Raw genomic sequence first — 20,943 nt, 5'->3', positions numbered from 1 at the left:
CAGGTCATACTCATTACGCAATGGTAAGATGCACAAGGACTTTTAAAATTACCAGTGTGCTGTACCCGCCAGTGTATATTTTAAAAACCTATTACTTGAATTTAAGCCGATAAAGGCTTACTTTCGTGCGTCCATAAAAACTGAAAGCATGAACATACACGAATATCAGGCTAAAGAGATTCTAAAAAGCTACGGCGTTCGCATACAGGAAGGCATTGTGGCGGAAACGCCAGACCAAGCTGTAAAAGCGGCCATGAAACTGACCGAAGAAACCGGTACAGGATGGCATGTGATCAAAGCACAAATTCATGCGGGTGGCCGTGGTAAAGGCGGTGGCGTGAAGCTGGCGAAGAACCTGGATCAGGTGAAGCAAATCGCTAACGACATCCTGGGCATGACGCTGGTAACACACCAGACTGGTCCTGAAGGCAAACTGGTACAGAAAGTACTGGTAGCGCAGGACGTATACTACCCTGGCGAATCTGATCCGAAGGAGTACTACCTGAGCATCCTGCTGGACCGCGCCAAAGGCCGCAACGTGATCATGGCATCTACTGAAGGTGGTATGGACATCGAGGAAGTGGCTGAGAAAACTCCTGAGAAAATCATCAAAGAGTGGATTGACCCGGCAATCGGTTTGCGTCCATTCCAGGCAAATAAGATTGCGTTTGCATTCGGTTTGCAAGGCGAAGCTTTCAAAGAGATGGTGAAATTCATCACCAACCTGTACAAAGCTTATGTGGAGACAGACTCTTCTATGTTTGAGATCAACCCTGTATTGAAGACTTCAGACAACAAGATTCTGGCTGTTGACGCCAAAGTGGATCTGGACGATAACGCGCTGTTCCGTCACAAGAACCTGGCTGCCCTGCGCGACATTACGGAAGAAGATCCGTTGGAAGTTGAGGCAAGCGAGTCTAACCTGAACTATGTGAAGCTGGACGGTAACGTAGGCTGTATGGTAAACGGTGCCGGTCTTGCGATGGCAACTATGGATATCATCAAGCTTTCTGGCGGTGAACCTGCTAACTTCCTGGACGTAGGGGGTGGGGCAAACGCGCAGACGGTTGAGGCTGGTTTCCGCATCATCCTGAAAGACCCGAACGTGAAGGCTATCCTGATCAACATCTTCGGCGGTATCGTTCGTTGCGACCGTGTTGCCAATGGTGTTGTAGAAGCTTATAAGAACATCGGTGACATCAACGTGCCAATCATTGTTCGTCTGCAGGGAACAAACGCTGAAGAAGGCGCCCGCATCATCGACGAGTCTGGCTTGAAGGTATACTCTGCCGTAGCTTTGAAAGAAGCTGCTGAAAAAGTGAAGCAGGTACTGGCTGAAGTAGGAGCTTAATTCCGATAGCAAATAAAACAGAAGGGGCTGCCAGTTTTGGCAGCCCCTTCTGTTTTTAAACAATCTCTAACTCTACATTGATATTACCCCGCGTACCGACTGAGTAGGGGCATACCTCATGCGCCTCGTCCACGAGCTCTTTCGCTTTGTCTTTTTCAAGCCCCTGCAGGTGCACCTCCAGCTTCACGCCTAGCCCGTATTTACCATCTTCTGACTTGAGCAGATCCACATGTGCTTTCACAGTAGATTCGGGATTAAGGCGGATATGATGCTTACCGGCAACCAGCAGTAAAGCACTTTGGAAGCAGGCTGCATAGCCCGCAGCAAATAACTGCTCGGGGTTGGACTTCCCCTTCTCCCCTCCCAGACCTTCAGGCAATGAGAGTGGCATATCAATAACTCCGTCAGACGACGTCACATGGCCACGGCGGCCTCCTGTAGCAGTAACCTCTGCTGTATACACTTTTTCCATAGCTTCCTGATTCTGTTTGCTTGATTTGAAATATTATTTACTAACTCCCAATTTATTCATATTGTTTTAGGTATGAACTAATTATGTAATTATGACAATGCTATACCTGCCGGATCTGCGTTTCTGAACTATAATTATTGCTACTAAAATTTCCTTTTTAGCACATTGTTTCTATTTTTGCAACACGGAAAGCACCCGTAGTTCAATTGGATAGAATATCGGATTTCGGCTCCGAGGGTTAGGGGTTCGAATCCTCTCGGGTGCACTTGACTGGACAAAAGGCTTTTTCTGCCTTTTGTCCATTTTTTTTGACCTTCTAATTGCCTGTTAATCAAGTAAATAAGACACAATACTTCGTTCACCCGGGCGGTTCGAACTCGATCGTTCTCAATTATCAGTTTTTCGGGAAAAATCGAACCGATCAGCATCCTTTTCTCCATGGTGTTACCCAGATCATAGCTTTCGTCTAAGCGCATCAGTCGGTCCAGTCCCTTGCGAAAAAGCCCCTCAATGTCCGTCTCGCGCGCTAAATGGCTCAGTTTTGCCTCCAGTTTTTCAATGCTGGAAGTATAGGATTGTTTCATTTCGCGGTAGTCTTCCGGTTCGATTTGTCCGGTAGCCACCAGGTCACGCACACGCGTTATGCGCTGCTCAAAATCCTTGATCTGCCGGAGCAATCCCTGCCGTTCATCCACTTGTTCTTTTGTCTGCCCGTAGAACGCTTCCCGCAACAGCTCCCTGTAGAGAGTATAAAATTCTTTCCGCGGGGTATATTTCTGCAACTCCCGCCGGAAAACGGTGTGCACCTGCTCTGCCCTTGTCCGGTGCGGGCAGCCTTTGTGGCAGTGATAGTAGGCATAGTAGGCATTTCTGCCCTTCGACTTGCTGGCAGTGAGCAGGTTCCCGCACACAGGACATTGCAGATAGCCCCGCAGCGGGAACTCACATTCGGTCTGCGCTTTCGGCCTGTAGTGGCGTCCCCTGCCGTCCAATATATCCTGCACCTGATTGAAGAGGTCTTCTGAAATCAGGGGCTCATGCAAACCCCTTACGAAACAACTTTCTTCGTCTTTGTACCTGGCAATAAAGATTTTCCCACAGTAGACGGGATTGCGAATGAACAACCAGAAATTATTCTTCTGGCATTTAAGCCCCTTTTCACGGGCCATTTTCCAGACCTGTTCGGTGTTGAATCGTCCTGTGGCAAGTTCTTCGAATGCCCAGCGCACAATGGAGGCGGCAGGTTCTACAGGACCGATATATTTGATGCCGTTCTCCGTGGTCTTGTTTTTATAGCCGATCGGCGCCGCCCCCATCCAGCGGCCTTCCTTCTTTGCCTTCCGCATGCCCCGGATCACATTCAATGCCCGGCGGTCATTCTCCACCTCCGGTGCCGCCAGGTAGAAGGCGAGCATCATCTTGTTCTCTGGAACCGCTAAATCCAGTGGCTGCTCGATTGCCTGTGGTTCCACCCCGAGTCTCCGCAGCGTGCTGATCATCTGGTAGGCGTCGCCCGCGTTCCGGCTGAACCGGTCCCATTTGGTGAACAGCACCAGGTCAGTCTTCCCCTTTTGCTTCCTGAGTTCCTGCAACAACTTCTGCCAGGCAGGCCGGTTAAAAGACTTGGCCGAGTGGTCCTCAAAAATTACATGCCGTACCCGGATCCCTTGCTGTTCGCAATATTTCAGTAACCGCTCCTCCTGGTCCCGTTGTGAGTATCCTTTGTCTGCCTGTTCATCTGTGCTTACTCTTATATATAAATCAGCTGTTTCCATCTTTTATATATTGACTTACAGTCAGTTTAGCAATTATTCTTAAAAATTCCAAAACTGATTTCGCCTCCTCCAGGGATATTTCAATCCCCTCCTTGCGCAATAGCTGCACCGCTTTTTCTGGGCTGACAGACTTCAATTTATCCATGGAATACAAGATTTTCTGCTGACTAGACAGTTTTAAAAGAAAAGGCGGAACACAGTGTTCCGCCCTACTATTCCTCGTATTGCCCTACTTCCAGGTAGATCCGACTTCGCCGCAGCCGGTTATAAGAGGGCTCGTAGCGCAGGTAGCCGTAGGCATCCAGCTCCCGCAGCACTTTGTGGAAGGTGGCACTGCCGTATATCTTGGCAATAGGCATCAATTCATGACTGTAAGCCTGCACAGGGTCCCTGCACCCTGCTTCTACCCACTGCAGACAGAGTGCCCCGTAGAGGGCGATGTGTGATACCCCGATGCGGGGGTCACGCACAGTCCTGCCAAAAAATGTTTTCAATAGCTGCTCTTGTTCCATATACCGGATGGCGCTTTTTATTCAGGCGGGCAGACAGTACTATCAGGAGCCAAGCGATTTGCCCCGCCGCTGTGCCCGCCGCTTTGTCCCAATGCCATCCTCTTCCTCTGCGGAAGATTGCCGCCGTTCCTCTTTGTGACCGGTTTTCAGTGCGGTCCCTGTCTGCAACCGCTGTGCCTCCGACTGCCTGACCCGCTGCAACTGCTCGTCGTAGACATGAATGGACTTAAACTGCGGGCTTGCCTCCAGAAAATATTTTACCTCACCCCCGCTGCTTGTCAGGAATGAGACCTGCTGCAGGTTACCTTTTCGCAGCGACTCCAACAGGCGGGTTTTGTCCTGTTCGCTACCCAATTCTTTTATCGGAAGGGCAGTCAAGGCTTTTTCCAGGTCAAAACCGTAATTCTGATGAAACTGCCTGACAGCAAAATTGCCGTTGCCTTCCGTCCGCTTAAAATCCAGTTGCAGCCAGGCATTATAGAGCTGGCCCTCCTTATTGGTCAGGTCTTTGTTCACAGCCCGACCACTGAGCAGGTTATAGGCTTCCTTCAGCGTGATATTGTTGCCTTTGTTAATGTAGAAGGTCTGCTCCGTAATCCGCATCGGATCCTCCGGGCGGAGTACGACCAGGTATTTGTTAAAAAAGTACATGTCCTGCTGATCGGATTTCCGAAAATGCAGCACCGCGGCGGTCCTGTCTTTTCCGAAGCTGGCATTGTGGAACAAATCAAAGGAGGTAACGCCGCTCTGCATCTTCTCCCGCAGTTCGGACTGCAACCCGTCACCGAAACCCGTGTACCGCACCTGGTCCCGGAGGAACTCAAAATTTTTCTCATTCATCTTTCTGCTGTTATGGTTGGTCCTAATCGCTGGTCAAGTTTAATGGATCGCAGCAATGCCCTGCTGCCCAACTTCAGCTGCAGGTTACGCCCGCCCTGCTTCTCCTGCAACTGGATGAACAGGTAGCGGTCATCCGGTACTGTCATTTTCGGCAGCGCGTACACCAGCACCTGTTCTGCATCTGAGGGAATGAGGTCGGCATCCCCATGTACATACAGGGGTGTCAACTCGAGCTCCTGTGAAGCGGTTCGCTTGCCCTGCTTTCGGTCCCTGACAAAAAAGCGCAGCTGGTCCGTCTCGTAACTGATGACAGAGGTATTGCGCAGTTTCAGCCGGTAAAACATGACATCCTCCAGCACGAAAACCCCATCCAGTTGCAGCTCCACCCCGTGCTTTCTGGTCCTTGCTTGCCCATGCGTCACCGGCCAGCCGGCGACACGGCGCGTTGCCTGCTCTAGGGCGGATATTGAAAATCTGTCTCCCTTCAGCGGCACGGCACCGCTCTGGTTCCATGGCCGCTTCCCAAGCCTGAGTGTGAGTACGGCCGGATTTTCAGCATAGGTAAGCGTGAAAGTGTACAGCCCTCCGTCAGCAGTAATAACGGTCAGATTCGTCTCCCTGAAATGCCGCTTCCCGGCTTTTACCCGGAGCACATGGTCAGTAGGCGACGCCGGTTCAGCCAGTATATCCCCGCTTCCCCTGTCCACACTTTTGATGGCAGCGGGAAAAACGAGGTGCGTTGTTTTTTGTTCCGAAAGAGCCAAGGGAGCTGCTGGGATAACACTTGCTCCCTCTCCGGAAGTCAGTTGCTGTGCGCTAGCGATGCGTGTGATCAGCAAAAGCAGCACAACAGTAGTTGTCATGATCGCGTGTTTTTTCATATGCAAAAATTTTGGTGAACTATCATCTGTGCACTTCAGCAGCTGCTTTGCGTTTACCTGCTCTGCCGCTCATCCTGCAGGAGGACACGGTATCCTGCTTTCACGGTCGCTTTTACCTGTCTGACCTTTCTTCCAAGCAGGCTCCTGGCTGCTTCCACTCCCGTACCGGCTACCTGCATCTCCAGTGTAGGATAGCCGGCCGGGAGACCAACCCCGCGCAGCGCGCGCTCAGAAGACTCCCGTACCGCATCCTGCGTCATCCCTTCGGGCACCCGTATACCTGCCTGGCCATCCAGATCGTAAGCTGCAAGTGCGACCGGAAAGACAGCATCCTGGAAACGGATGCTCTTAACTTCTATCTTCAGGCGCTCCCCCTCCAGGGAGGCTGTTCCGAACACAAAGCTGTCCCTGGGGAGCAGCACCCCGTTGATGAAAACTTCCCCGGTCAGCCGCATCTTGACAGTGGAGCCGCTTGTGACTGTCTGCGTTTCGTGGACAACTGCGGGAACCGCTGACCGGGCCCGCTCCTCCGGATCCGGCACCGACCAACCATGAAACATCGCTGACGGCCGGGCCTGTGTTGCGGTCACTTCTCCTAACAGGGAGACGACGACCTCCGGCTGTGCCGGAGCCAGAGAAAGGACCTCTCCCCTGCTCGCCTCCGCATACTGCTTGATCTTCTCCCGCACTCGTTCAGGATGCTGGATATCCAGTATTTTCTCCAGCATACCGTTGAGCTGCTGCAGCCCGGGATCAGTGTCCCGGCCATCCGGCAGCCGCTGTCTGAGGTGCTCCAGCCGCGCCAGTTCCTGCCCTGCGGCAGACGCCGCCATACCCGAAGCAGAAGACCCGACAGATTCTTTGCCGGTGCTTGTGCCCTTCGGATTATCCTGCAGCATCTCTTGCAGCTGAGCCAGCTTCCGGTAGGCTGTAGCCTGCTGGGCAGCGAGCTGAGCCTCGCCCCCAATAACCGCACCTTCCCGGGCTGGGCCTGCGAAATACCCTGTGTCCTCAGGTATGCCTGCCTCTCCAGGGTGCTCGCCTGCAAACAATCCGCCGAAAGCCAGCACATCTTTTTTAAGCCGTTCCAGCAGCCTGAGAGAGTCGGAGGCCGCCTGCTGGTAGTAGCGCAGTTTCCCCCGCTCCAGCCCCGGGGGCAGGCTGGCCTCGGGCAGCGCCTGATTTATCCCTTGTTGCGGCTGTGTCAAAATGCGGCTGTCACCGCCCTGACCGCCGCCTGAAATCCAGAACAGGAGCGTGGCAAAAGGAAGCACCAGAAGTGGCAGCACCAGCATGAAGCGGCGCTGCCGGAGAAAGGCTTGTGTAGGACTGATAAGGTTCATGATGGTCTGTGTCTTATTGATTAATTAATATCAAGTTGATGTCAGGGGTGGCCTTTCGGCGCTGTCTGGCGACGCTCGGTTTTCAGGTCCCGGTTCTCTACTGTCACCCAGCGCTCGATCAGGAATCCATGCGGGTTATGGGCAGACCGGCTGACCTCGCGCAAAAAACCCTCGGTTACCAGGTTCCTCGTAACAGTACTGGTAGCCCGCACAAGCTCCTGCTTGGCGTAGCAACGGAAGAAGTAAGGGCTCTGCGCCAGGTCCAGTGTCACACTGTCGACTCGGATCCGCTGACTGATGTTGCCGGCAATCAGCCGTGTGTAATAGCCGCTCTCGCTCAGGTTATCATACTCCCGCTTGGCGGAGGCATCTGCCAGGTAAAGCGCCTGTGCGAGGTTGGCCTGTATCATCCCGTCATCCGGGTCCAGCGTGAAGAAAAGCCGGTGAAAGGTTTTCACGTGCTCCCGCGCCTCCACCGGGATGTTGTCTTTCCGGTCGGTTGCAAAGGCCTCCAGGGCTTTCCCGTTCGCCAGAACATATACTTTGCCTTCCAGCTGCGCCACCATCACCTGGCTCCTGTAGATGGCGAAACCGCTCAGCAGCGTGCTACAGGCCACGATCACCATCGTGAAGAGGCGCACATGGCGAAAGGCAGTATCGATGTTTTTCATTTGTGTGAACATGGTATCGCTTATTTGTTTGAACCGTCATTTCCTGCAAGCCTGCTTTCCATATAACCTGTGCTGCGCCCGGTACCCGCCTCCCCGAAATACCCGGAAGTGGCAGTACTCCGGCTCAGGCTGCCCGTCATCCGCGCTGCCGCGTCTCCCATGGCATCAGCAGCCATGCCCGCACCGCCAGAAACCGTCTGCACTGCCGTCCTGGACGTGGCACTGAAGAGGTTATTGACTTTGTGGAGCAGCGTATTGCCCCCGCTGGCATGCACGATGTAGTTGGCTACCGAAGGCACGGTGAAATACCCGACAATGCCGATAACCAGGAACACTAGGTAGGCCGTATCGGTCTGACTGAAAAAAGTCCTTCCTTCCGCTTCTGCCCGGGAGACATCCAGGTAAAGCATCAGCTCCTGGATCTTGCCCAGGATAGCTCCCAGAATATTGGCCACGGGGAGCCACAGAAACACATTGATGTAGCGGGCGATCCAGACCGTCAACGTATGCTGGAAGCCGTCGAACACGGCCAGCCCAAAAACCAGCGGCCCCAGTATGGCCAGCACCACCAGCTGAAATGTCCGGATGGTGTTGATACACAGGGCGGCGGCCTCAAACAGCAGGCGCAGCACCTCACTCATCCATTCTTTGATCGAACTGCGGAAGCTGTAGGCGGCCTTCTCCATGGCAAACCGCATGTCATTGCCGATGCTTTCCAGGAGCCCTTCGCCGGCTGCCTCTTCGTCATGGGTGTATTGGTACCAGCGTTCGCGGTCACCGCTCCCGGTCTCCCCGATGAAGACCTGCCATTCAGTCGTATGGCGGAGTGCCTCCTCCCGCTGCCGGAGCAGCACCTCGATGGCCTTGTCACTGTCCTTTACCATGGCTGCTGTTGCACTTACCACCGGCTGCAGCACCCCGTTCATCAGGTCCAGTACCGATGGGAAAACCAGAATCGCAAAGCCCAGCACGAAAGGGCGCAGCAGCGGGTAGAAGTCAATCGGCTCGGCACTGGCAATGTGCCGCCAGACGCGGCTCCCGATGTACCAGAGCGTGGCAAAGCCGGCGATACCCTGCCCTACCCCGATCAGCCCGCTGCACAACGGTACCATCTCCTCATACAGCTGCGAAAGCGTTTCGTGCAGCCCGGCAGCACCCGTTCCCTGCGCCAGGGAGAGGTTCGGGCTCAGCAGGCCCAGCATCAGGACAAAAACAAAACAGGTGTATACTTTCATCAGATTAAGGTTTTAAACCATGCATTTGCCGTATTCCCGCCAGGTCCCGTTGCTCCTTGGCTCGCTGCAGGGCCAGCAGCGCCGTACTCCGGTTAAAACTCCGCTGGACCTGCACCAGCTTCTCCATGTCCCGCCAGATGGCGTCGATAGCCTGCAGGCGCTCCTCATCCGTCATGCGCAGCTGTCTCTCAGCCAACACCCGGGTTAGTAGTTCCAGTTGGTCCAGGCTATGCCTCAGCATCCTGGAGTAGACTTGCTCCAGGTAGTTCAGTTCTTTGTTGCTGAAGGCACCTTCCCGCCCGAAACGACTGAACGCTTTTTTCCCCTCCTCCACCAGCGCTACCTGAAGTTCCGCTATCTCACCTACCCGTCGGTACCGTCTGACAGCGGGGCTGACCTCCAGCAGGCCTTCCAGAAATTCGTGGTGCAGCTTGAAGTTTCCCTGGCTGACATCCCGTATAGTGCTATAACCAGCGGTCACACGTTCGTAGCCTTTCTTCATGTCAGCCAGTATCTGCCTGTGCTGGGCCAGCTTTTCCACGTTGAGCAGAAGCTGCTGTATCTCGTCGGTCTGGGCCCACAGGCGCGTGGGACTGAGCAGGTACAGCAGGATTACCCATGCGATCCTTTTCATGGTAGGGCAGGAGTCAGGCCGTGGAACATGCGATCTTTCTGCCATGCATCCCAGGCCCGTCGGCGGCCAGCCGCCAACAGCGTGAGCTCCTGCTGGAAATGCCGGGCAGCCAGGTAATGCTCCCGCATCTGCCGGTACACAGTCTCCACCCGCTGCAGCCGCTCTTCGGGCAGCATTTCCCAGTGCTCCTCCTCCGTTGCTTCCCGCAGCGCTTCCAGCAGGCGGGTGCGCCCGGCCAGTAGTCGCTCTGTTACACGCTCCACGTAGGCCGTCTCTTTACCGCTGTAAAGTTTCCCGTCCCGTACCAGCTGCCTCGCCTGCAGGCATACCTGCAAAAGCCCCTCCCCAAGGGCCTGTGCATCGGCCACTTTCCAGTGCATGCCTGTAGGTCCAGTTTTCCTGCGTGACCCGAAAAAATCCAGGTGCAGGCCGTACGCCCCCGTCTTTCCGCTGTCAATGGCTTGCAAACCTTCTCTTGTGATACTGTACCCCTCATGCGCGTAAGCGGCATACAGCCGCAGGGCGGCGATCTGCTCGAGCAGGTAGCGTTGCTGCGTCTTTCTCTGCCGCAGCCATTCATCAACAGTCTGGGCAGATACCCCCGTTGCCACCATAAAGAGCTGCAAGAGCAGCAAGACTAATTTTCTTCTCATGATTATAATTAGTTAGATTGAACATGCTTTCCCAGTTATCTTAGGGCAGGCCATAGAGACGTCTGACCGCTGCCATTTCCTGTTGGGACCTGGCTCGCTGCAGGCTCAGCAGAAAGTTTTGCCGGTTAAACTGTAACAGGTCCCGGTAGATGGCCTCCACCTGATCTGCCGCCTCCCGGATCAGCTCCAGCCGCCCTGCATCTCCCATTTGCAGTGCCTGCGCCCCCGTCGCCAGGACCAGCAGCTCCACGTAGCGGCTGCTCTGCGTGAGAATCCCGCCGTACACGCGTGCCATGTAGGCCCGCTCTTCCTGGCTGAACCGCTCGTCTCCCTGCAGCAGGCGCCAGGAACGCCGGTACTCCTCCAGGAGTTGGGCCTGCCTCTGGGCAATCCCTCGTATCCGCTGGTAATCCGACACGGCCAGTTTCACCTGGTGCAGCTCCGCATAGTAATCCTGGTACAGGACACGCTGTCTTTCCACCCACCCGTGAATCTCCGAGAGCTGTAGCTCTGCCATGGTATTTTCCAACACTTTGTGGGCATTTTGCAACCAGATCACTTCGTTCTGCTGGCGCTGCACCTGCAGGTCCAGCGCTTTGATTACTTTCATCACGCCTTCTCTGATGGCAGCCGTGATGGGGTCCTGGGCATTGGCTCCCTGCCACGGCAGGAGAAATCCCATCAGAACCAATGCGATGAAGAGCCGGTACTTTTTCATCCTTCCCCTCCCTTCCCTTTAAGTGCTTCCTCCCCCGCCTGCATGTCACGGACAAACGCAGCGATACCCCGCTGCACGCTCCCGAACCGGCGGGCATACTCCTGGACCCGGAGCTTTTCTGTTTCCTCCGTGGTGTAGGCCAGGTACTCCTCGGGGGATACTTCCGTGCGGTAGACTTTTGACAGCACGCCCCCCAGGCTGATAAAAACTTCTTTATACCTGCGATTCGGGTCATTGTCCTTGTTGACTGACAGGATCAATGCCTTCTCCTTCTCCGTCAGGCCCAGCAGCTCCTGGATCTGCCCGAACTTGTTCTGGTATTTGGACTGATCCAGCAGGATCTTGCAGTCCGAGTTGTTGATAATGGCCTGCCTGACCACCGGAGAGGAGATGATATCCTCCACTTCCTGCGTGACCACGACCGCCTCGCCGAAGAACTTGCGTACCGTCTTGAACAGGTATTTGATGTACTCGGCCATGCCCTCCCGTGCAATGGCCTTCCAGGCCTCTTCGATCAGGATCATCTTGCGCACCCCCTTGAGTTTGCGCATTTTGCTGATAAAGACTTCCATGATGATGATGGTGACCACGGGGAAGAGGATCGGGTGGTCTTTGATGTTGTCCAGTTCAAAGACAATGAAGCGCTCCTGCAGCATGTCCAGGTTTTCCGTGGCATTGAGCAGGAAATCAAATTCCCCGCCCCGGTAATAGGGCCGGAGCACATACAGGAAGTTGCCGATGTCAAAGTCCTTCTCTTTCACCCCGTCCCTGGAGAGCGCCACCACGAATTCATCACGCACGAACTCATAAAAGCTGTCAAAGCCGGGGAACAGCTCCGGGTGGTGCTCCAGCTTTGCGTAATACTGCTGCAGGGCACTGGACAGGGCCACATATTCCGAGCGGTGGTATACCTCGCCGTCCTTCTTCCACAGGGCCAGCAACAGGGTTTTGATGCTTTCCCGTTTCTCGGTGTCCAGCCGGTCCCCCTCCCCGATGTAGAAGGGGTTGAAGCAGATCGGTCGCTGCTCGTCGTAGGTAAAGTAATAACCGCCCACCAGGTCACACAGTCCTCTGTAGCTGTGCCCCACGTCCACCAGCACGACATGAGTCCCCTGCTCGTAATAACTCCGCACCAGGTGGTTTGTGAAAAAGGACTTACCGCTCCCGGAAGGGCCGAGCACAAACTTGTTGCGGTTCGTGCAGATCCCTTTGCGCACCGGCTCGTCACTGATGTCCACGTGTACCGGCCTCCCCGTCAGCCGATCTCCGAGGCGCAGTCCCACCGGGCTGACGGAAGACCGGTAAGCCGTCTCCAGGTTCAGAAAACAGGTAGCCTGCTCGGCGAAGGTATCGAAGGCCTCGTTCATCGGAAAATCAGCCGCATTGCCAGGGATACCCGCCCAGAAGAGCTGCGGCGCTCCCACTGTCTCCTCCCGTGCCACCGCGTCCAGCTGAGCGAGTGCCGCACCCACCAGACTTTTGAGCTCTTTCCGCTTTTCCTTTTCATCGGTCCACACCAGTACATTGAAATGGGCCTTGACGGGCAGTCGCTGCTGCCCGATCGCCTCGTTCAGGAAGTTATTGGTGGCATCCCGCGCCAGCGCGTTTTCCCGGGAGTAGGCCGACAACGACTGCAGCCGCAGCCTCTTGCGTTCCAGCGTCCTGATCGTCTGCTGTGGGTCCTCCCGAAAAATGTACTGGTTATAGAGGTGGTTGCAGGGCAGCAGCTGCCCCAGCGAGGCGGCAAACCCGATACTGAACTTTGCCTTGTCGGTTGAATACCGGTCGTAGTTGAGCCGCGGCCCGCACAGGGCCGGAAGGTCTGCCGCATCACCGAGCGTAAAAAGCTGGGCGTACTGGCTGCCCACCCGGAGACCGTCCTCGAAGCAGATGTCTTTCAGCAGGTAGCGGTCCTCCCGCTCTGCCAGGCTGCAGTAGCGTTCGATCAGTCCCATCCTGCGCCGGCTGCTGAGCAGGTCCTTTTCAGCCAAGCGACTGAGACGCATGAAACCACTCTCCTCCAGCAGGTGCCGGAACTGATCCACACTGTCCAGAAACTCCTGCATTAGCGCAGGCTGTAGGGTCTCTTTTGGCACCAGCGTCGGGCGCAGCAGGCTGGATAGCAGGGAGTTGGACGCCCGCCGGTTCGTCCCTTTACAGGTGACCATCAGAAAACAGGTATGCTCCAGGAAAGGCCGCTCGTTGAAAAAGCGCTCGCTGCTGTGCGCCAGGAAGCTGGCTGCACCGGCGGTAAAGTCCGGTTCGTAGCTGCTGTCCAGGAACCAGTCCTGCTTTAACAGGACCGCTCCGTGGGGCAGTGCGCGGACCGCTTTCACCCACGCCTGGTGTAAGGCTTCGTACTCCTGGTCAGAGAGCGTAAAAATTTCAGGTAGCTCTGCTCGAAAGGCTACGGTAACGTCTCCCTGCCTGGAGAGCAGGCAGTCATGCTCCACGCCCATCAGGGGAAAGATGGCTTCCAGTTCTTTTTTCATTTTGCCGTTGCTTGTGATGCTTTAGAATGTTTGTTGCCTTCGGGCAGCGCATAGGCTGCCGGACACTGAAACAGGTGTCGGCTGCTGACACGAATTAACCGCGGCATGCGACGCCTGGCAAGCTTTTTCATCAGGCCGTCAGGGCCGTAGGTGTTGCTCATCCGGTAAAGCTGCCGGGTCATCAGGCCGCCAGCGGTCAGGATGCCCCCGACACAAGCAAGGGGCTGCAGGCCGGTCGCGTAGAGTATGGCGAACAGGAAAAGCAGGGCGATCACGCCCGCTCCGAAATACCAGATATACTGCCCCTTGAGTCCCCTGAACTCGATCGGCCGGTTGATGCCTTTGTTGATCTGATAGACACTGTTGTTCATGGTCGCAGATGCCATATGTGCAATATGCCGGGCTACACCCCGAAGAAGGATTTGATAACCGTGGCGACCACCACCAGGAAAACACAGCTGCCGAACCAGGCTGCGGCCACTTTGCCCGTGTCCGGGTCACCCGCGTTCCATTTCTGGTATACCTTCACGGCACCGATCAGCCCCAGCAGGGCCCCGACCGCGTACATCAGTTGGGTGCCGGAGTCAAAGTAGCTGCGCACTTTCAGGTTTGCCTCATTGATGCCTGCATTGCCGTCCTGCCCGTAAGCCCACAGGCTCAGCAGGGACAGGGTTACCAGCAGGACAAGTGATGGCCAGGGCTTGCGGGGCATCATGCCCCCCGGCCTCTTCAGGAGAGTTGCGTTGATCTTCATCTCATATGGGTTTAAAGTTGATTAATCCGTGTCATGTAAATTCAGGGAGAGCCGTCGGCAGGCAGTGTGGGCCAACAGCCGGGAATCAGGTTTCGCCCGGCTTATTCCATTCCAGCTCCAGCTCCTCTTCCGTAAAGCGGATCCCGCACAGTGACTCCGCCTGCTGGATAATGTATTGGTTAATGGCACCCCGGGAGGCAGGCTGGCGTAACCCGCCACAGCTGGCCAGTATCGCTCTCAGCCGCATGAGCAGCGCCTGCTTACCGGCATGGTTGCCTGCCTCCTCGAGTATGCCCTGGCGTACCTGGGACGCCACTTCCTTTAATGCATCATAGGATAAAAAGTCATGTTCCTCCTCCTCAGGGGGTGGAGTGGATTCCGGAACGGCAGGTTTCCGCATCAGCAGGTGTTTTACCTCCTGCCGGTAATACCAGCCTGCTACCCCCAGGTAGTACAGGATCAGCAGCGCGCCTGTACCCACCAGGTACTGGCTCCACGTCAGCTCGCTTATCATGGCTTTTCAGGTTACCCGGGGACCCGTTTCCCCTGGGTTTAAGACAAAGATGGAGCATGTAAGGTGAGATTTCTGACACTGCCGTGTGAGCTAACAATTATTTTTTTGACAGCCGATTCCGCTGCTTTTTTGCAAAGCTGACAGGCCGCTGCCGGCATAAGGAGATTGCTGCAACCGGAAATCACCGCGTAATGCGTGATGGTGCAGCTGTAAACTGACACGGTGATGTGAGCTGTCAAAAGCACTGCTGGCAGAAAACTATCTATTCCCGGTCCGCTTCGTCCATGCGGAGCTCCAGGCTTTCCTTCAGGTGGTCCAGGAAGGGCGTCCGGCTTTTCTTACGGATGCGCATGCCCTGGTAAACCCGGTAGAAATTTCCCAACCGAATGTTAAAGCAATGCTCCAGTCCCCTGATCAATTCCTTGACATCCGACTGGCCGAAATTCACGGCCCCGCGTGAGCGCAGGGCGTAAGCAAGCTCAATAAGTGCGGCCTTCGACTCCGTCCATGTCAGGCGTGCCCCTTCGCTCTTTTCCGCCTCCCCATGCTCCAACGCCTGCAGCCTTCCCTGCAAATGGTCCCCCAGCATTTCGTAGGCCTGCAGCTTGGATAGCCGGTAACTGTGCACTGTGGAAAAGCAGGAATCCAGCTCAAGGGAATAGCCCGGCCAGAAGGGTAGTTGCTGCCCTTCCCGCAGGTAAAACGCCTGATCCAGGTGGTTCAGGTTCATCCTGTAATAGGTATAAAACCACTGGTTCCGGTCAAAATAGGCCGCCACGCGGTCCAATGTCTGCAGCAGGTACGCGCGTACCCTGTCTTTTCCCCCGACTGGCAGGGAAGCCTCCAGGTAAAAAAGTTCTGTGAAATAGAGCAGCTCCCTGAGAAATCGGGGCTTAATTTCCTTGAAGAACAAAATCTCTGCCTCCGCATCAGGAAAAGCGTGCTCCTGTATGTACTGCTTGAGCTCTTCCAGGGCAGTCTCGGTTTCTCTGCAGGATTGCTCAGCCTGCTGCAACAGGTTTTCTGACCGGACGGCAATGCGCTGAAGCCCCTCGCTCATCCGGGTGTACAGGTTGTTCGAGAATTGTATCATGACAGCATATAGTAGGTGACCATCGCAGGGACCGGAACTTTCCAGCATCGGCTCAGGCGCCAATGCGTCGGTTCTCCCGGCAGCATCTATGCTCTCAACCGGGATGCCATTCAGTACGCAGGAGCACCCGAAGTACTGTCCGCTGCAGGATCGAAGCAGGGAAAAAATAGTCTGAAACAGGAAGTCCCGGGATTAGTGCAGAAAGTCAGCGACGAATGTATCCCCATGGGAGCAGGAAACCGGGAGCAGCCAGTATGGCCGGAGCCGACCAAAAGACTGAGAATCTGTGGGTATGCTCTGAAGAGTTACTGAAAACCATTCAACGGTATTCATGCAGGCACAAAGGTAGCCGCGTGTTCCGGACACAGGTGTGCTGCGCCAAGGTTGTCCAAACAAAATGGGTATCCGCCTCACAGCGGACCCTCCGCATTTTCTTTGGCTCCACCTCGCCTTTAGTCCGTTCCAGCGGCTGGGCAGGTGCCATAATCAATTCCTCACACTAAAAATCAATGATTATGGAAAAGACAGTTAAAAATTCCAATGTGACCCGCGTAGCCGAGATCAAACTCACCTACCGCAACCGCGTCAGACCCTGTGACCGTCCACAGATCACCTCCTCTACGGATTGCTACCAAGTACTTAAAGCCAGCTGGGACCAGGGAAGGATTGAGTTTGTCGAACAATTCAAGGTACTGCTCCTCAACCGGGCCAACCGGGTGCTGGGAATTTTTGAGGTGTCCACCGGGGGCGTCTCTGGCACCGTTGCAGACCCCAAGCTCATCTTCGCGGCCGCCCTCAAAGCCTGCGCCTCCGGCATCATCCTCTCTCACAACCACCCCTCCGGCAACCTCAAGCCCAGCGCTGCGGACCTGCAACTGACCAAAAAGATGAAGCAGGGAGGGGAGCTACTTGACATTGCGGTACTGGATCATATCATCCTCACCAGCGATAGTTATTACTCACTGGCAGACGAGGGGCTCATGTAGCCCCTTTTTTGCACCATCCGATGGCGCTGTATTACCTGATACAGCTGCCTTTACTTGGCATGCCTTCCCGGAGAAGCAATTATTTTGGGAGCAGAAGCGATAGGTTCTAGATTGGTAATGACAAATAGACCTCTCATCAGACACTCTTATTGAAGCACTACATAAACTGCAGGTTAAAAATGCGAAACAACTAGCAGGTGTCCCGGTTATTTCTTTAATTTATACAATGATGTAAGTTTGGTAATCTATAAAACTGTTTCAGGTGATGTCTACCATTACACAAAATATTTCAGAGTTCGTTCAGACTGATTTTATAGAGCTGCAAATCGGTGAGCAGTCGGACTTCGCCTCGTTCAGGTGGCTGCGTCACCCCACTAGCGAAGAATTCCGGCACTATAGTCTCTTGCTCGTAGACCTGTTACTAGAGTATGAATGCCGGTACCTGCTCAGTAACGCACAGGCGGTCCACTACCTGGAGCTTGCAGATCAGAACTGGATCATCCGGCAATGGATTCCCCTTCTGCATTCCACTGCACTGGAAAGACAAGCCATTATTATTTCACAGGTGAGCCTGGAACTGATGGACACGGATCGCCTCCTGGAGCAATTCACAAAGCAACCGGAAGCACAGGGTAAAGCCATACAGACCCGCTTGTTCTTGGATCCCTTCTTCGCCCGGACATGGCTGCTGCGCGAAACTAACGGATAATGTCATTGCCAAAGAGGAAGAAGCCAACACGGGCCTGCAGCGGGTGCAGGTAGGGGCTGCGGTTCTTCTCGTGCAGCAGGTTGTACTGCAGGAGCGCGTAGCCCCTGAGCTTTTTGTAGAGCGTGTAGTCTTTGCCCAGCCCCGCCGACAGCCCCGGCACCCACTCCCTCTCTGACCTTTGCTCCTGCGTGAGAGGATCCGTGTGCGTCACCGGCGCGCTTAAGCCTTCGTAGTGCAGCCGTGTAAAAAAGCCGCTCTTGATCTGGAAGTCTGTAAAGAGGCTGTAGCCCCCCACCCGCTCCGCGCCGCCCACAAAGGGCTTCTCCTTCACGCTCAGGTGCAGGCGGTACTGCCCGCCCACGCCCATCGAGAGGCGCTCCGAGAAGCGCCAGGCCACCGTCGGCCCCAGGTCCAGGAAAAAGCGCTCCTGCTTGCCCGCCTGCCAGAGGCTGCCCACCACCAGTCGCTCCGCCCAAGGCTTTCCTTTGAGCGAGTAGGGTGCCAGCAGGCCTTTTGGCATATCCTTCACGCTCTCTACCTTGCTTGCCCGGCCCTTGTACTTGTCAAAATCGGCTTTCGCCTGCCCCAGCTTGTCGAAGGACTCGGTAAAGGGCTCTCCCGCCGCCTTCAGCGCCGCCTGACCGGCTTTTGCCTTCAGTTCGTCTGGTGAGGCGGGAACTTGCCTCATCGCAGGAGACTGTGGCAACCGGGCGGCGGCACTCTTCTGCCCGGCCTCTTCCAGTTGGCGCAGGGCCTGTTTGAGCTCCTCGGGCAGGAGCTGGGCGGCCAGCGCCTCCTTTCCCTCCTGCAGTTGGCTCTCCAATCTCGCACGCACCTCCTTCAGCTCCTCAGGCAGCACCGACCGCCCTACTACGGCCTGTGAGAGGCTGTCCACTCTTCGTGCCAGCGCCTCCCCCTCCTCGCCCAGCTGCCGCAGGCTATCAAGCGAAGCATGCAGCCGAGAGGAGTCCTGCAGCGCGTAGTCGATTGCCTGCAGGCTATCCTGCCAGGCCATCATCTCGCGCAGCAGCTCCCCAGCCTCCGGCGCCCCGGTTGGCAGGTGCTGCTTGGTTTGCTGGGCAAGCGATGCAAAAGAAAGCAGCAGGAAGGGCAGCATGTAAAAACAGGCTCTGAAAAGGGACGAAAGCAGGTAGCGCATAGAGTGGTTCTGTTTTCTTTGAAGAGGTATCTGGCAGTTGATGCTGGGCCTTTATAATTGTAAGGCCTACACCCCTACAAGATAGGACATTATGTCTACTTTTCAATAAATCATGCTGCACTACAAGTTGCAACAGCGAGAAATGATTGAAAATACTCTTCTCTTTCACAAGGCAAGGCTCCTGGGGTGGAAGGGGCCGGAAAAGCCCCTTGGCCTTTCGTGCGGCTGCCGAATCAGCTGGCCCCAAGGTATAGCACCAGCTATAAGGTATAGGTATAGCTTTACCATAAGGTGTAGCACTGGCCATAAACAAAAAGCCCCCGGTTGATGCCGGGGGTTGGGGGTAAGGTTTCAAAGCGCGAAGCCGCTGCGAGCGGAAGCCATAGCCAGCCAGGAGAAGAACACCCGTGAGGGTGGGCGGCTGGCTGTGCGGCGGCTGACCCGCAGGCGAGCATAACATGGGCTGTGGGTTTTATTTTTTCGCCTTCCTGCCGGAGGCATCATTTAAACTCTAAAAATAAAATAGGAACAGCCGTGAGGAGTACCGCAGGCTGGCAAGCGCAGGCAAAAGCAAGGCCGACCAGAGGGAGTTTATTTAGCCTTGCTTTTGCCGAAGCGAAGTCCAGCCGAGGACACGTACGAACACCGCTATACTGCATCAACAGCCTCTCATGTGGCAGTAGTAGATATACTTAATGCTTACAGCGGGAAAGCAGCAACCCAATCCAAAGTGGAAAGGACTTTTGCTTTCATACAGAATGAGGACTCGGGACACAAATCAGCGCCAAAGAAAAGGCAATGGTTACAAGTGAAAGAATAGGCTCTTCAAACTGAGACAATCAATTTTGTCTAATATAACTGATAACTCCATCATGTCTAATTGAAACAATCCAATCCAAGCTCTTATCAAATAAATCAATATCGTCAGAGCTAGGAAACCATATGTCACTGAAGTATTTGTCCAAGTCATCTAAATTAAATAAGTCTATTTCATCGAACCTGTACCAATTTATGTAAACATTTGGCATTGGCTTAATTGCGAGGCTACTCAACAATTCTTTTAAACAAAAGCTACTCTCAGCATTAGGCCCCTCTAATATAATTTGTTTAGAACCTATGCTTTCGACTAAAGAAGCAATAGGCATTTTATATCTTTCCGATATTTCCTTAGCTAGCTTCAAACTGTCTTCACTAGATAGAGTTTTATAATCAGGAAATACTGATTTATACTCTCTTTCAAATAGATCAATTTTAAAACTTTCCATAATAGTGAATTAATTTTTGATAGGGATTGCGCCACTAACTCCTCCTTTATCTCTTTTACCTTTCGTATAATCCCAGTAATTTATATGTGGGTATTCTTCTCCAGAACCAGCTTTTGCATCAGGATGAGTAGGATCAAGTCTGTATCCCTTTTTGCCATCCCCTCTTTGAGGGCTACCAAATTTCCCTTGCTTTCCTTTTGGCAAACTATCAGTAGGTTTCAATCCTATTTTAGCTTTAGCTTCCTTTAATGCTTCTTTTGTTCCACTTAAAGATCCTTTTGCAGCACCTTTACCTCTCTGAACAATCGCATTAGTAACAATAGTTTTAGCCCCCGTCTTAGCCATCAATAATCCAGCACCACCTGTACCGCCCGTAGCAACAGTTGTAGCAACGTTCAGCCCATCTAGCGCATCAGAACCTAAATTCTGAAAGAATTCTTTGTTACTAGTTGGCAAAGGCCTTGTTCCAACTTGAATCGTTCCATTCTCATCCCTATAGGCTCGGGTCTGCCCGCCGTTCGCTACTATTGCAAGTGGACTTTCAGTCATGAAAGCCACGTTCATAACCGATACTGCCAAGTCTTTGGCTGTATTCTCAATAATGCCAGCCACGCTGATGGTAGGACAATCGCCATCTGGACATCTACCGTCTGGGTCTGTACGAAGTACAGGATTATTGTATACATAATGGTAAGGCGTCCAACTCTCCTGCGTTTCGGTCATTGGATCCACCACATGCCACCTTCCTATCTGGGCGTCATACATCCTGGCCCCGTAGTCCATCCAGTTGAGTCCCAGCTCGGTCTGACGCTCCTTGCCGTTGTACTGGAAGAGGTGGTTAGGACTTCCCTGCTTCTCTATCCCCACCAGGTTCAGCCCCCAGGGA

The 20,943-nt window shown here is 54.3% G+C and carries 23 protein-coding genes, 1 tRNA gene and 1 pseudogene; 5 read left to right on the top strand and 20 right to left on the bottom strand.

What is annotated here, in order from left to right:
* Positions 1 to 148: 148 nt before the first annotated feature.
* Positions 149 to 1,351: an ADP-forming succinate--CoA ligase subunit beta gene (gene sucC / locus AC5FXQ_RS11290; RefSeq protein ID WP_493602531.1), complete on the top strand. Its 1,203-nt coding sequence runs from the start codon at positions 149 to 151 to the stop codon at positions 1,349 to 1,351.
* Between the two features lie 55 nt (positions 1,352 to 1,406).
* On the opposite strand, the gene AC5FXQ_RS11285 is transcribed toward sucC, so the two are convergent.
* Positions 1,407 to 1,823, bottom strand: a complete 417-nt coding sequence (locus AC5FXQ_RS11285; RefSeq protein ID WP_299989175.1) for an organic hydroperoxide resistance protein — start codon at positions 1,821 to 1,823, stop codon at positions 1,407 to 1,409.
* Positions 1,824 to 2,014: 191 nt separating this feature from the next.
* On the opposite strand from AC5FXQ_RS11285, the gene AC5FXQ_RS11280 reads away from it, so the two are divergent.
* Together AC5FXQ_RS11280 and AC5FXQ_RS11275 are read left to right on the top strand one after the other, a co-directional pair.
* A tRNA-Arg gene (locus tag AC5FXQ_RS11280) sits at positions 2,015 to 2,088 on the top strand.
* A 310-nt stretch (positions 2,089 to 2,398) separates the two neighbouring features.
* On the top strand, positions 2,399 to 2,848 hold the full coding sequence (locus tag AC5FXQ_RS11275) for a hypothetical protein (RefSeq protein WP_493602530.1): 450 nt from the start codon (positions 2,399 to 2,401) through the stop codon (positions 2,846 to 2,848).
* Between the two features lie 15 nt (positions 2,849 to 2,863).
* Here the strand turns inward: AC5FXQ_RS11275 and AC5FXQ_RS11270 are convergent.
* The 16 genes and pseudogenes from AC5FXQ_RS11270 to AC5FXQ_RS11195 all read right to left on the bottom strand — a co-directional run.
* Positions 2,864 to 3,598, bottom strand: a pseudogene (locus AC5FXQ_RS11270) (recombinase family protein); the annotation flags it as partial.
* Positions 3,585 to 3,743: a hypothetical protein gene (locus tag AC5FXQ_RS11265; RefSeq protein WP_493602529.1), complete on the bottom strand. Its 159-nt coding sequence runs from the start codon at positions 3,741 to 3,743 to the stop codon at positions 3,585 to 3,587. The gene AC5FXQ_RS11265 and the pseudogene AC5FXQ_RS11270, both read right to left, overlap by 14 nt.
* A gap of 67 nt (positions 3,744 to 3,810) precedes the next feature.
* Entirely contained in the window at positions 3,811 to 4,110 is a 300-nt protein-coding gene (locus AC5FXQ_RS11260; protein ID WP_493602528.1) for a hypothetical protein, read from the bottom strand.
* Positions 4,111 to 4,152: 42 nt separating this feature from the next.
* Entirely contained in the window at positions 4,153 to 4,950 is a 798-nt protein-coding gene (locus tag AC5FXQ_RS11255) for a hypothetical protein (RefSeq protein ID WP_493602527.1), read from the bottom strand.
* Complete coding sequence (traN, locus tag AC5FXQ_RS11250) at positions 4,947 to 5,831, bottom strand: conjugative transposon protein TraN (protein WP_493602526.1); 885 nt, start codon at positions 5,829 to 5,831, stop codon at positions 4,947 to 4,949. The genes AC5FXQ_RS11255 and traN overlap by 4 nt, the downstream gene beginning before the upstream one ends.
* Before the next feature lie 53 nt (positions 5,832 to 5,884).
* On the bottom strand, positions 5,885 to 7,174 hold the full coding sequence (gene traM, locus AC5FXQ_RS11245; protein ID WP_493602525.1) for a conjugative transposon protein TraM: 1,290 nt from the start codon (positions 7,172 to 7,174) through the stop codon (positions 5,885 to 5,887).
* Between the two features lie 41 nt (positions 7,175 to 7,215).
* A complete protein-coding gene (gene traK / locus AC5FXQ_RS11240) occupies positions 7,216 to 7,845 on the bottom strand; it encodes a conjugative transposon protein TraK (protein ID WP_493602524.1) in 630 nt (209 codons plus the stop codon).
* A gap of 20 nt (positions 7,846 to 7,865) precedes the next feature.
* The gene (gene traJ / locus AC5FXQ_RS11235; protein WP_493602523.1) at positions 7,866 to 9,080 is read right to left on the bottom strand and encodes a conjugative transposon protein TraJ; all 1,215 of its coding nucleotides are present in this window, start codon (positions 9,078 to 9,080) and stop codon (positions 7,866 to 7,868) included.
* Positions 9,081 to 9,084: 4 nt separating this feature from the next.
* Positions 9,085 to 9,714, bottom strand: coding sequence for a TerB family tellurite resistance protein (locus AC5FXQ_RS11230; protein WP_493602522.1), 630 nt, complete (start codon positions 9,712 to 9,714; stop codon positions 9,085 to 9,087).
* Entirely contained in the window at positions 9,711 to 10,367 is a 657-nt protein-coding gene (locus AC5FXQ_RS11225) for a hypothetical protein (protein WP_493602521.1), read from the bottom strand. Before AC5FXQ_RS11225 ends, AC5FXQ_RS11230 begins: the two co-directional genes overlap by 4 nt.
* Positions 10,368 to 10,407: 40 nt before the next feature.
* On the bottom strand, positions 10,408 to 11,085 hold the full coding sequence (locus AC5FXQ_RS11220) for a conjugal transfer protein TraI (protein WP_493602520.1): 678 nt from the start codon (positions 11,083 to 11,085) through the stop codon (positions 10,408 to 10,410).
* Positions 11,082 to 13,577: a TraG family conjugative transposon ATPase gene (locus tag AC5FXQ_RS11215; RefSeq protein WP_493602519.1), complete on the bottom strand. Its 2,496-nt coding sequence runs from the start codon at positions 13,575 to 13,577 to the stop codon at positions 11,082 to 11,084. The genes AC5FXQ_RS11220 and AC5FXQ_RS11215 overlap by 4 nt, the downstream gene beginning before the upstream one ends.
* The gene (locus AC5FXQ_RS11210) at positions 13,574 to 13,948 is read right to left on the bottom strand and encodes a DUF4133 domain-containing protein (protein WP_493602518.1); all 375 of its coding nucleotides are present in this window, start codon (positions 13,946 to 13,948) and stop codon (positions 13,574 to 13,576) included. Before AC5FXQ_RS11210 ends, AC5FXQ_RS11215 begins: the two co-directional genes overlap by 4 nt.
* 32 nt (positions 13,949 to 13,980) lie before the next feature.
* On the bottom strand, positions 13,981 to 14,331 hold the full coding sequence (locus tag AC5FXQ_RS11205; protein ID WP_493602517.1) for a DUF4134 domain-containing protein: 351 nt from the start codon (positions 14,329 to 14,331) through the stop codon (positions 13,981 to 13,983).
* An 85-nt stretch (positions 14,332 to 14,416) separates the two neighbouring features.
* Positions 14,417 to 14,845 (bottom strand): hypothetical protein, encoded by a 429-nt coding sequence (locus tag AC5FXQ_RS11200; RefSeq protein ID WP_493602516.1) that lies wholly within the window; start codon positions 14,843 to 14,845, stop codon positions 14,417 to 14,419.
* Positions 14,846 to 15,107: 262 nt separating this feature from the next.
* Positions 15,108 to 15,938 (bottom strand): RteC domain-containing protein, encoded by an 831-nt coding sequence (locus AC5FXQ_RS11195; RefSeq protein WP_493602515.1) that lies wholly within the window; start codon positions 15,936 to 15,938, stop codon positions 15,108 to 15,110.
* A 515-nt stretch (positions 15,939 to 16,453) separates the two neighbouring features.
* Here AC5FXQ_RS11195 and AC5FXQ_RS11190 point away from each other — a divergent pair.
* Together AC5FXQ_RS11190 and AC5FXQ_RS11185 are read left to right on the top strand one after the other, a co-directional pair.
* Positions 16,454 to 16,924, top strand: coding sequence for a JAB domain-containing protein (locus AC5FXQ_RS11190; RefSeq protein ID WP_493602514.1), 471 nt, complete (start codon positions 16,454 to 16,456; stop codon positions 16,922 to 16,924).
* Between the two features lie 265 nt (positions 16,925 to 17,189).
* Complete coding sequence (locus AC5FXQ_RS11185) at positions 17,190 to 17,633, top strand: hypothetical protein (RefSeq protein WP_493602513.1); 444 nt, start codon at positions 17,190 to 17,192, stop codon at positions 17,631 to 17,633.
* On the opposite strand, the gene AC5FXQ_RS11180 is transcribed toward AC5FXQ_RS11185, so the two are convergent.
* From AC5FXQ_RS11180 to AC5FXQ_RS11170, 3 genes are all read right to left on the bottom strand, one after another.
* Positions 17,623 to 18,792: a hypothetical protein gene (locus AC5FXQ_RS11180; RefSeq protein WP_493602512.1), complete on the bottom strand. Its 1,170-nt coding sequence runs from the start codon at positions 18,790 to 18,792 to the stop codon at positions 17,623 to 17,625. The two genes, AC5FXQ_RS11185 and AC5FXQ_RS11180, sit on opposite strands and share 11 nt — an antisense overlap.
* A gap of 839 nt (positions 18,793 to 19,631) precedes the next feature.
* Complete coding sequence (locus AC5FXQ_RS11175; RefSeq protein WP_493602511.1) at positions 19,632 to 20,057, bottom strand: hypothetical protein; 426 nt, start codon at positions 20,055 to 20,057, stop codon at positions 19,632 to 19,634.
* Positions 20,058 to 20,066: 9 nt separating this feature from the next.
* The coding region (locus AC5FXQ_RS11170) for an RHS repeat-associated core domain-containing protein (RefSeq protein WP_493602510.1) at positions 20,067 to 20,943 on the bottom strand (877 nt) is incomplete at its 5' end.

The sequence above is a fragment of the Pontibacter sp. LHS1 genome, assembly GCF_058932855.1.
This window is presented reverse-complemented; position numbering and strand designations above follow the sequence as displayed.

Bases quoted from the DNA above. Each gene is read 5' to 3' on its own strand.
- sucC (WP_493602531.1), top strand. From the start codon at position 149: ATGAACATACACGAATATCAGGCTAAAGAGATTCTAAAAAGCTACGGC.
- AC5FXQ_RS11180 (WP_493602512.1), bottom strand. From the start codon at position 18,792: ATGCGCTACCTGCTTTCGTCCCTTTTCAGAGCCTGTTTTTACATGCTG.
- AC5FXQ_RS11255 (WP_493602527.1), bottom strand. From the start codon at position 4,950: ATGAATGAGAAAAATTTTGAGTTCCTCCGGGACCAGGTGCGGTACACG.
- AC5FXQ_RS11260 (WP_493602528.1), bottom strand. From the start codon at position 4,110: ATGGAACAAGAGCAGCTATTGAAAACATTTTTTGGCAGGACTGTGCGT.
- AC5FXQ_RS11285 (WP_299989175.1), bottom strand. From the start codon at position 1,823: ATGGAAAAAGTGTATACAGCAGAGGTTACTGCTACAGGAGGCCGCCGT.
- AC5FXQ_RS11225 (WP_493602521.1), bottom strand. From the start codon at position 10,367: ATGAGAAGAAAATTAGTCTTGCTGCTCTTGCAGCTCTTTATGGTGGCA.
- traJ (WP_493602523.1), bottom strand. From the start codon at position 9,080: ATGAAAGTATACACCTGTTTTGTTTTTGTCCTGATGCTGGGCCTGCTG.
- AC5FXQ_RS11210 (WP_493602518.1), bottom strand. From the start codon at position 13,948: ATGAACAACAGTGTCTATCAGATCAACAAAGGCATCAACCGGCCGATC.
- AC5FXQ_RS11185 (WP_493602513.1), top strand. From the start codon at position 17,190: ATGTCTACCATTACACAAAATATTTCAGAGTTCGTTCAGACTGATTTT.
- AC5FXQ_RS11205 (WP_493602517.1), bottom strand. From the start codon at position 14,331: ATGAAGATCAACGCAACTCTCCTGAAGAGGCCGGGGGGCATGATGCCC.
- traM (WP_493602525.1), bottom strand. From the start codon at position 7,174: ATGAACCTTATCAGTCCTACACAAGCCTTTCTCCGGCAGCGCCGCTTC.
- traN (WP_493602526.1), bottom strand. From the start codon at position 5,831: ATGAAAAAACACGCGATCATGACAACTACTGTTGTGCTGCTTTTGCTG.
- AC5FXQ_RS11265 (WP_493602529.1), bottom strand. From the start codon at position 3,743: ATGGATAAATTGAAGTCTGTCAGCCCAGAAAAAGCGGTGCAGCTATTG.
- AC5FXQ_RS11220 (WP_493602520.1), bottom strand. From the start codon at position 11,085: ATGAAAAAGTACCGGCTCTTCATCGCATTGGTTCTGATGGGATTTCTC.
- AC5FXQ_RS11190 (WP_493602514.1), top strand. From the start codon at position 16,454: ATGGAAAAGACAGTTAAAAATTCCAATGTGACCCGCGTAGCCGAGATC.
- AC5FXQ_RS11195 (WP_493602515.1), bottom strand. From the start codon at position 15,938: ATGATACAATTCTCGAACAACCTGTACACCCGGATGAGCGAGGGGCTT.
- AC5FXQ_RS11230 (WP_493602522.1), bottom strand. From the start codon at position 9,714: ATGAAAAGGATCGCATGGGTAATCCTGCTGTACCTGCTCAGTCCCACG.
- AC5FXQ_RS11215 (WP_493602519.1), bottom strand. From the start codon at position 13,577: ATGAAAAAAGAACTGGAAGCCATCTTTCCCCTGATGGGCGTGGAGCAT.
- traK (WP_493602524.1), bottom strand. From the start codon at position 7,845: ATGAAAAACATCGATACTGCCTTTCGCCATGTGCGCCTCTTCACGATG.
- AC5FXQ_RS11200 (WP_493602516.1), bottom strand. From the start codon at position 14,845: ATGATAAGCGAGCTGACGTGGAGCCAGTACCTGGTGGGTACAGGCGCG.
- AC5FXQ_RS11175 (WP_493602511.1), bottom strand. From the start codon at position 20,057: ATGGAAAGTTTTAAAATTGATCTATTTGAAAGAGAGTATAAATCAGTA.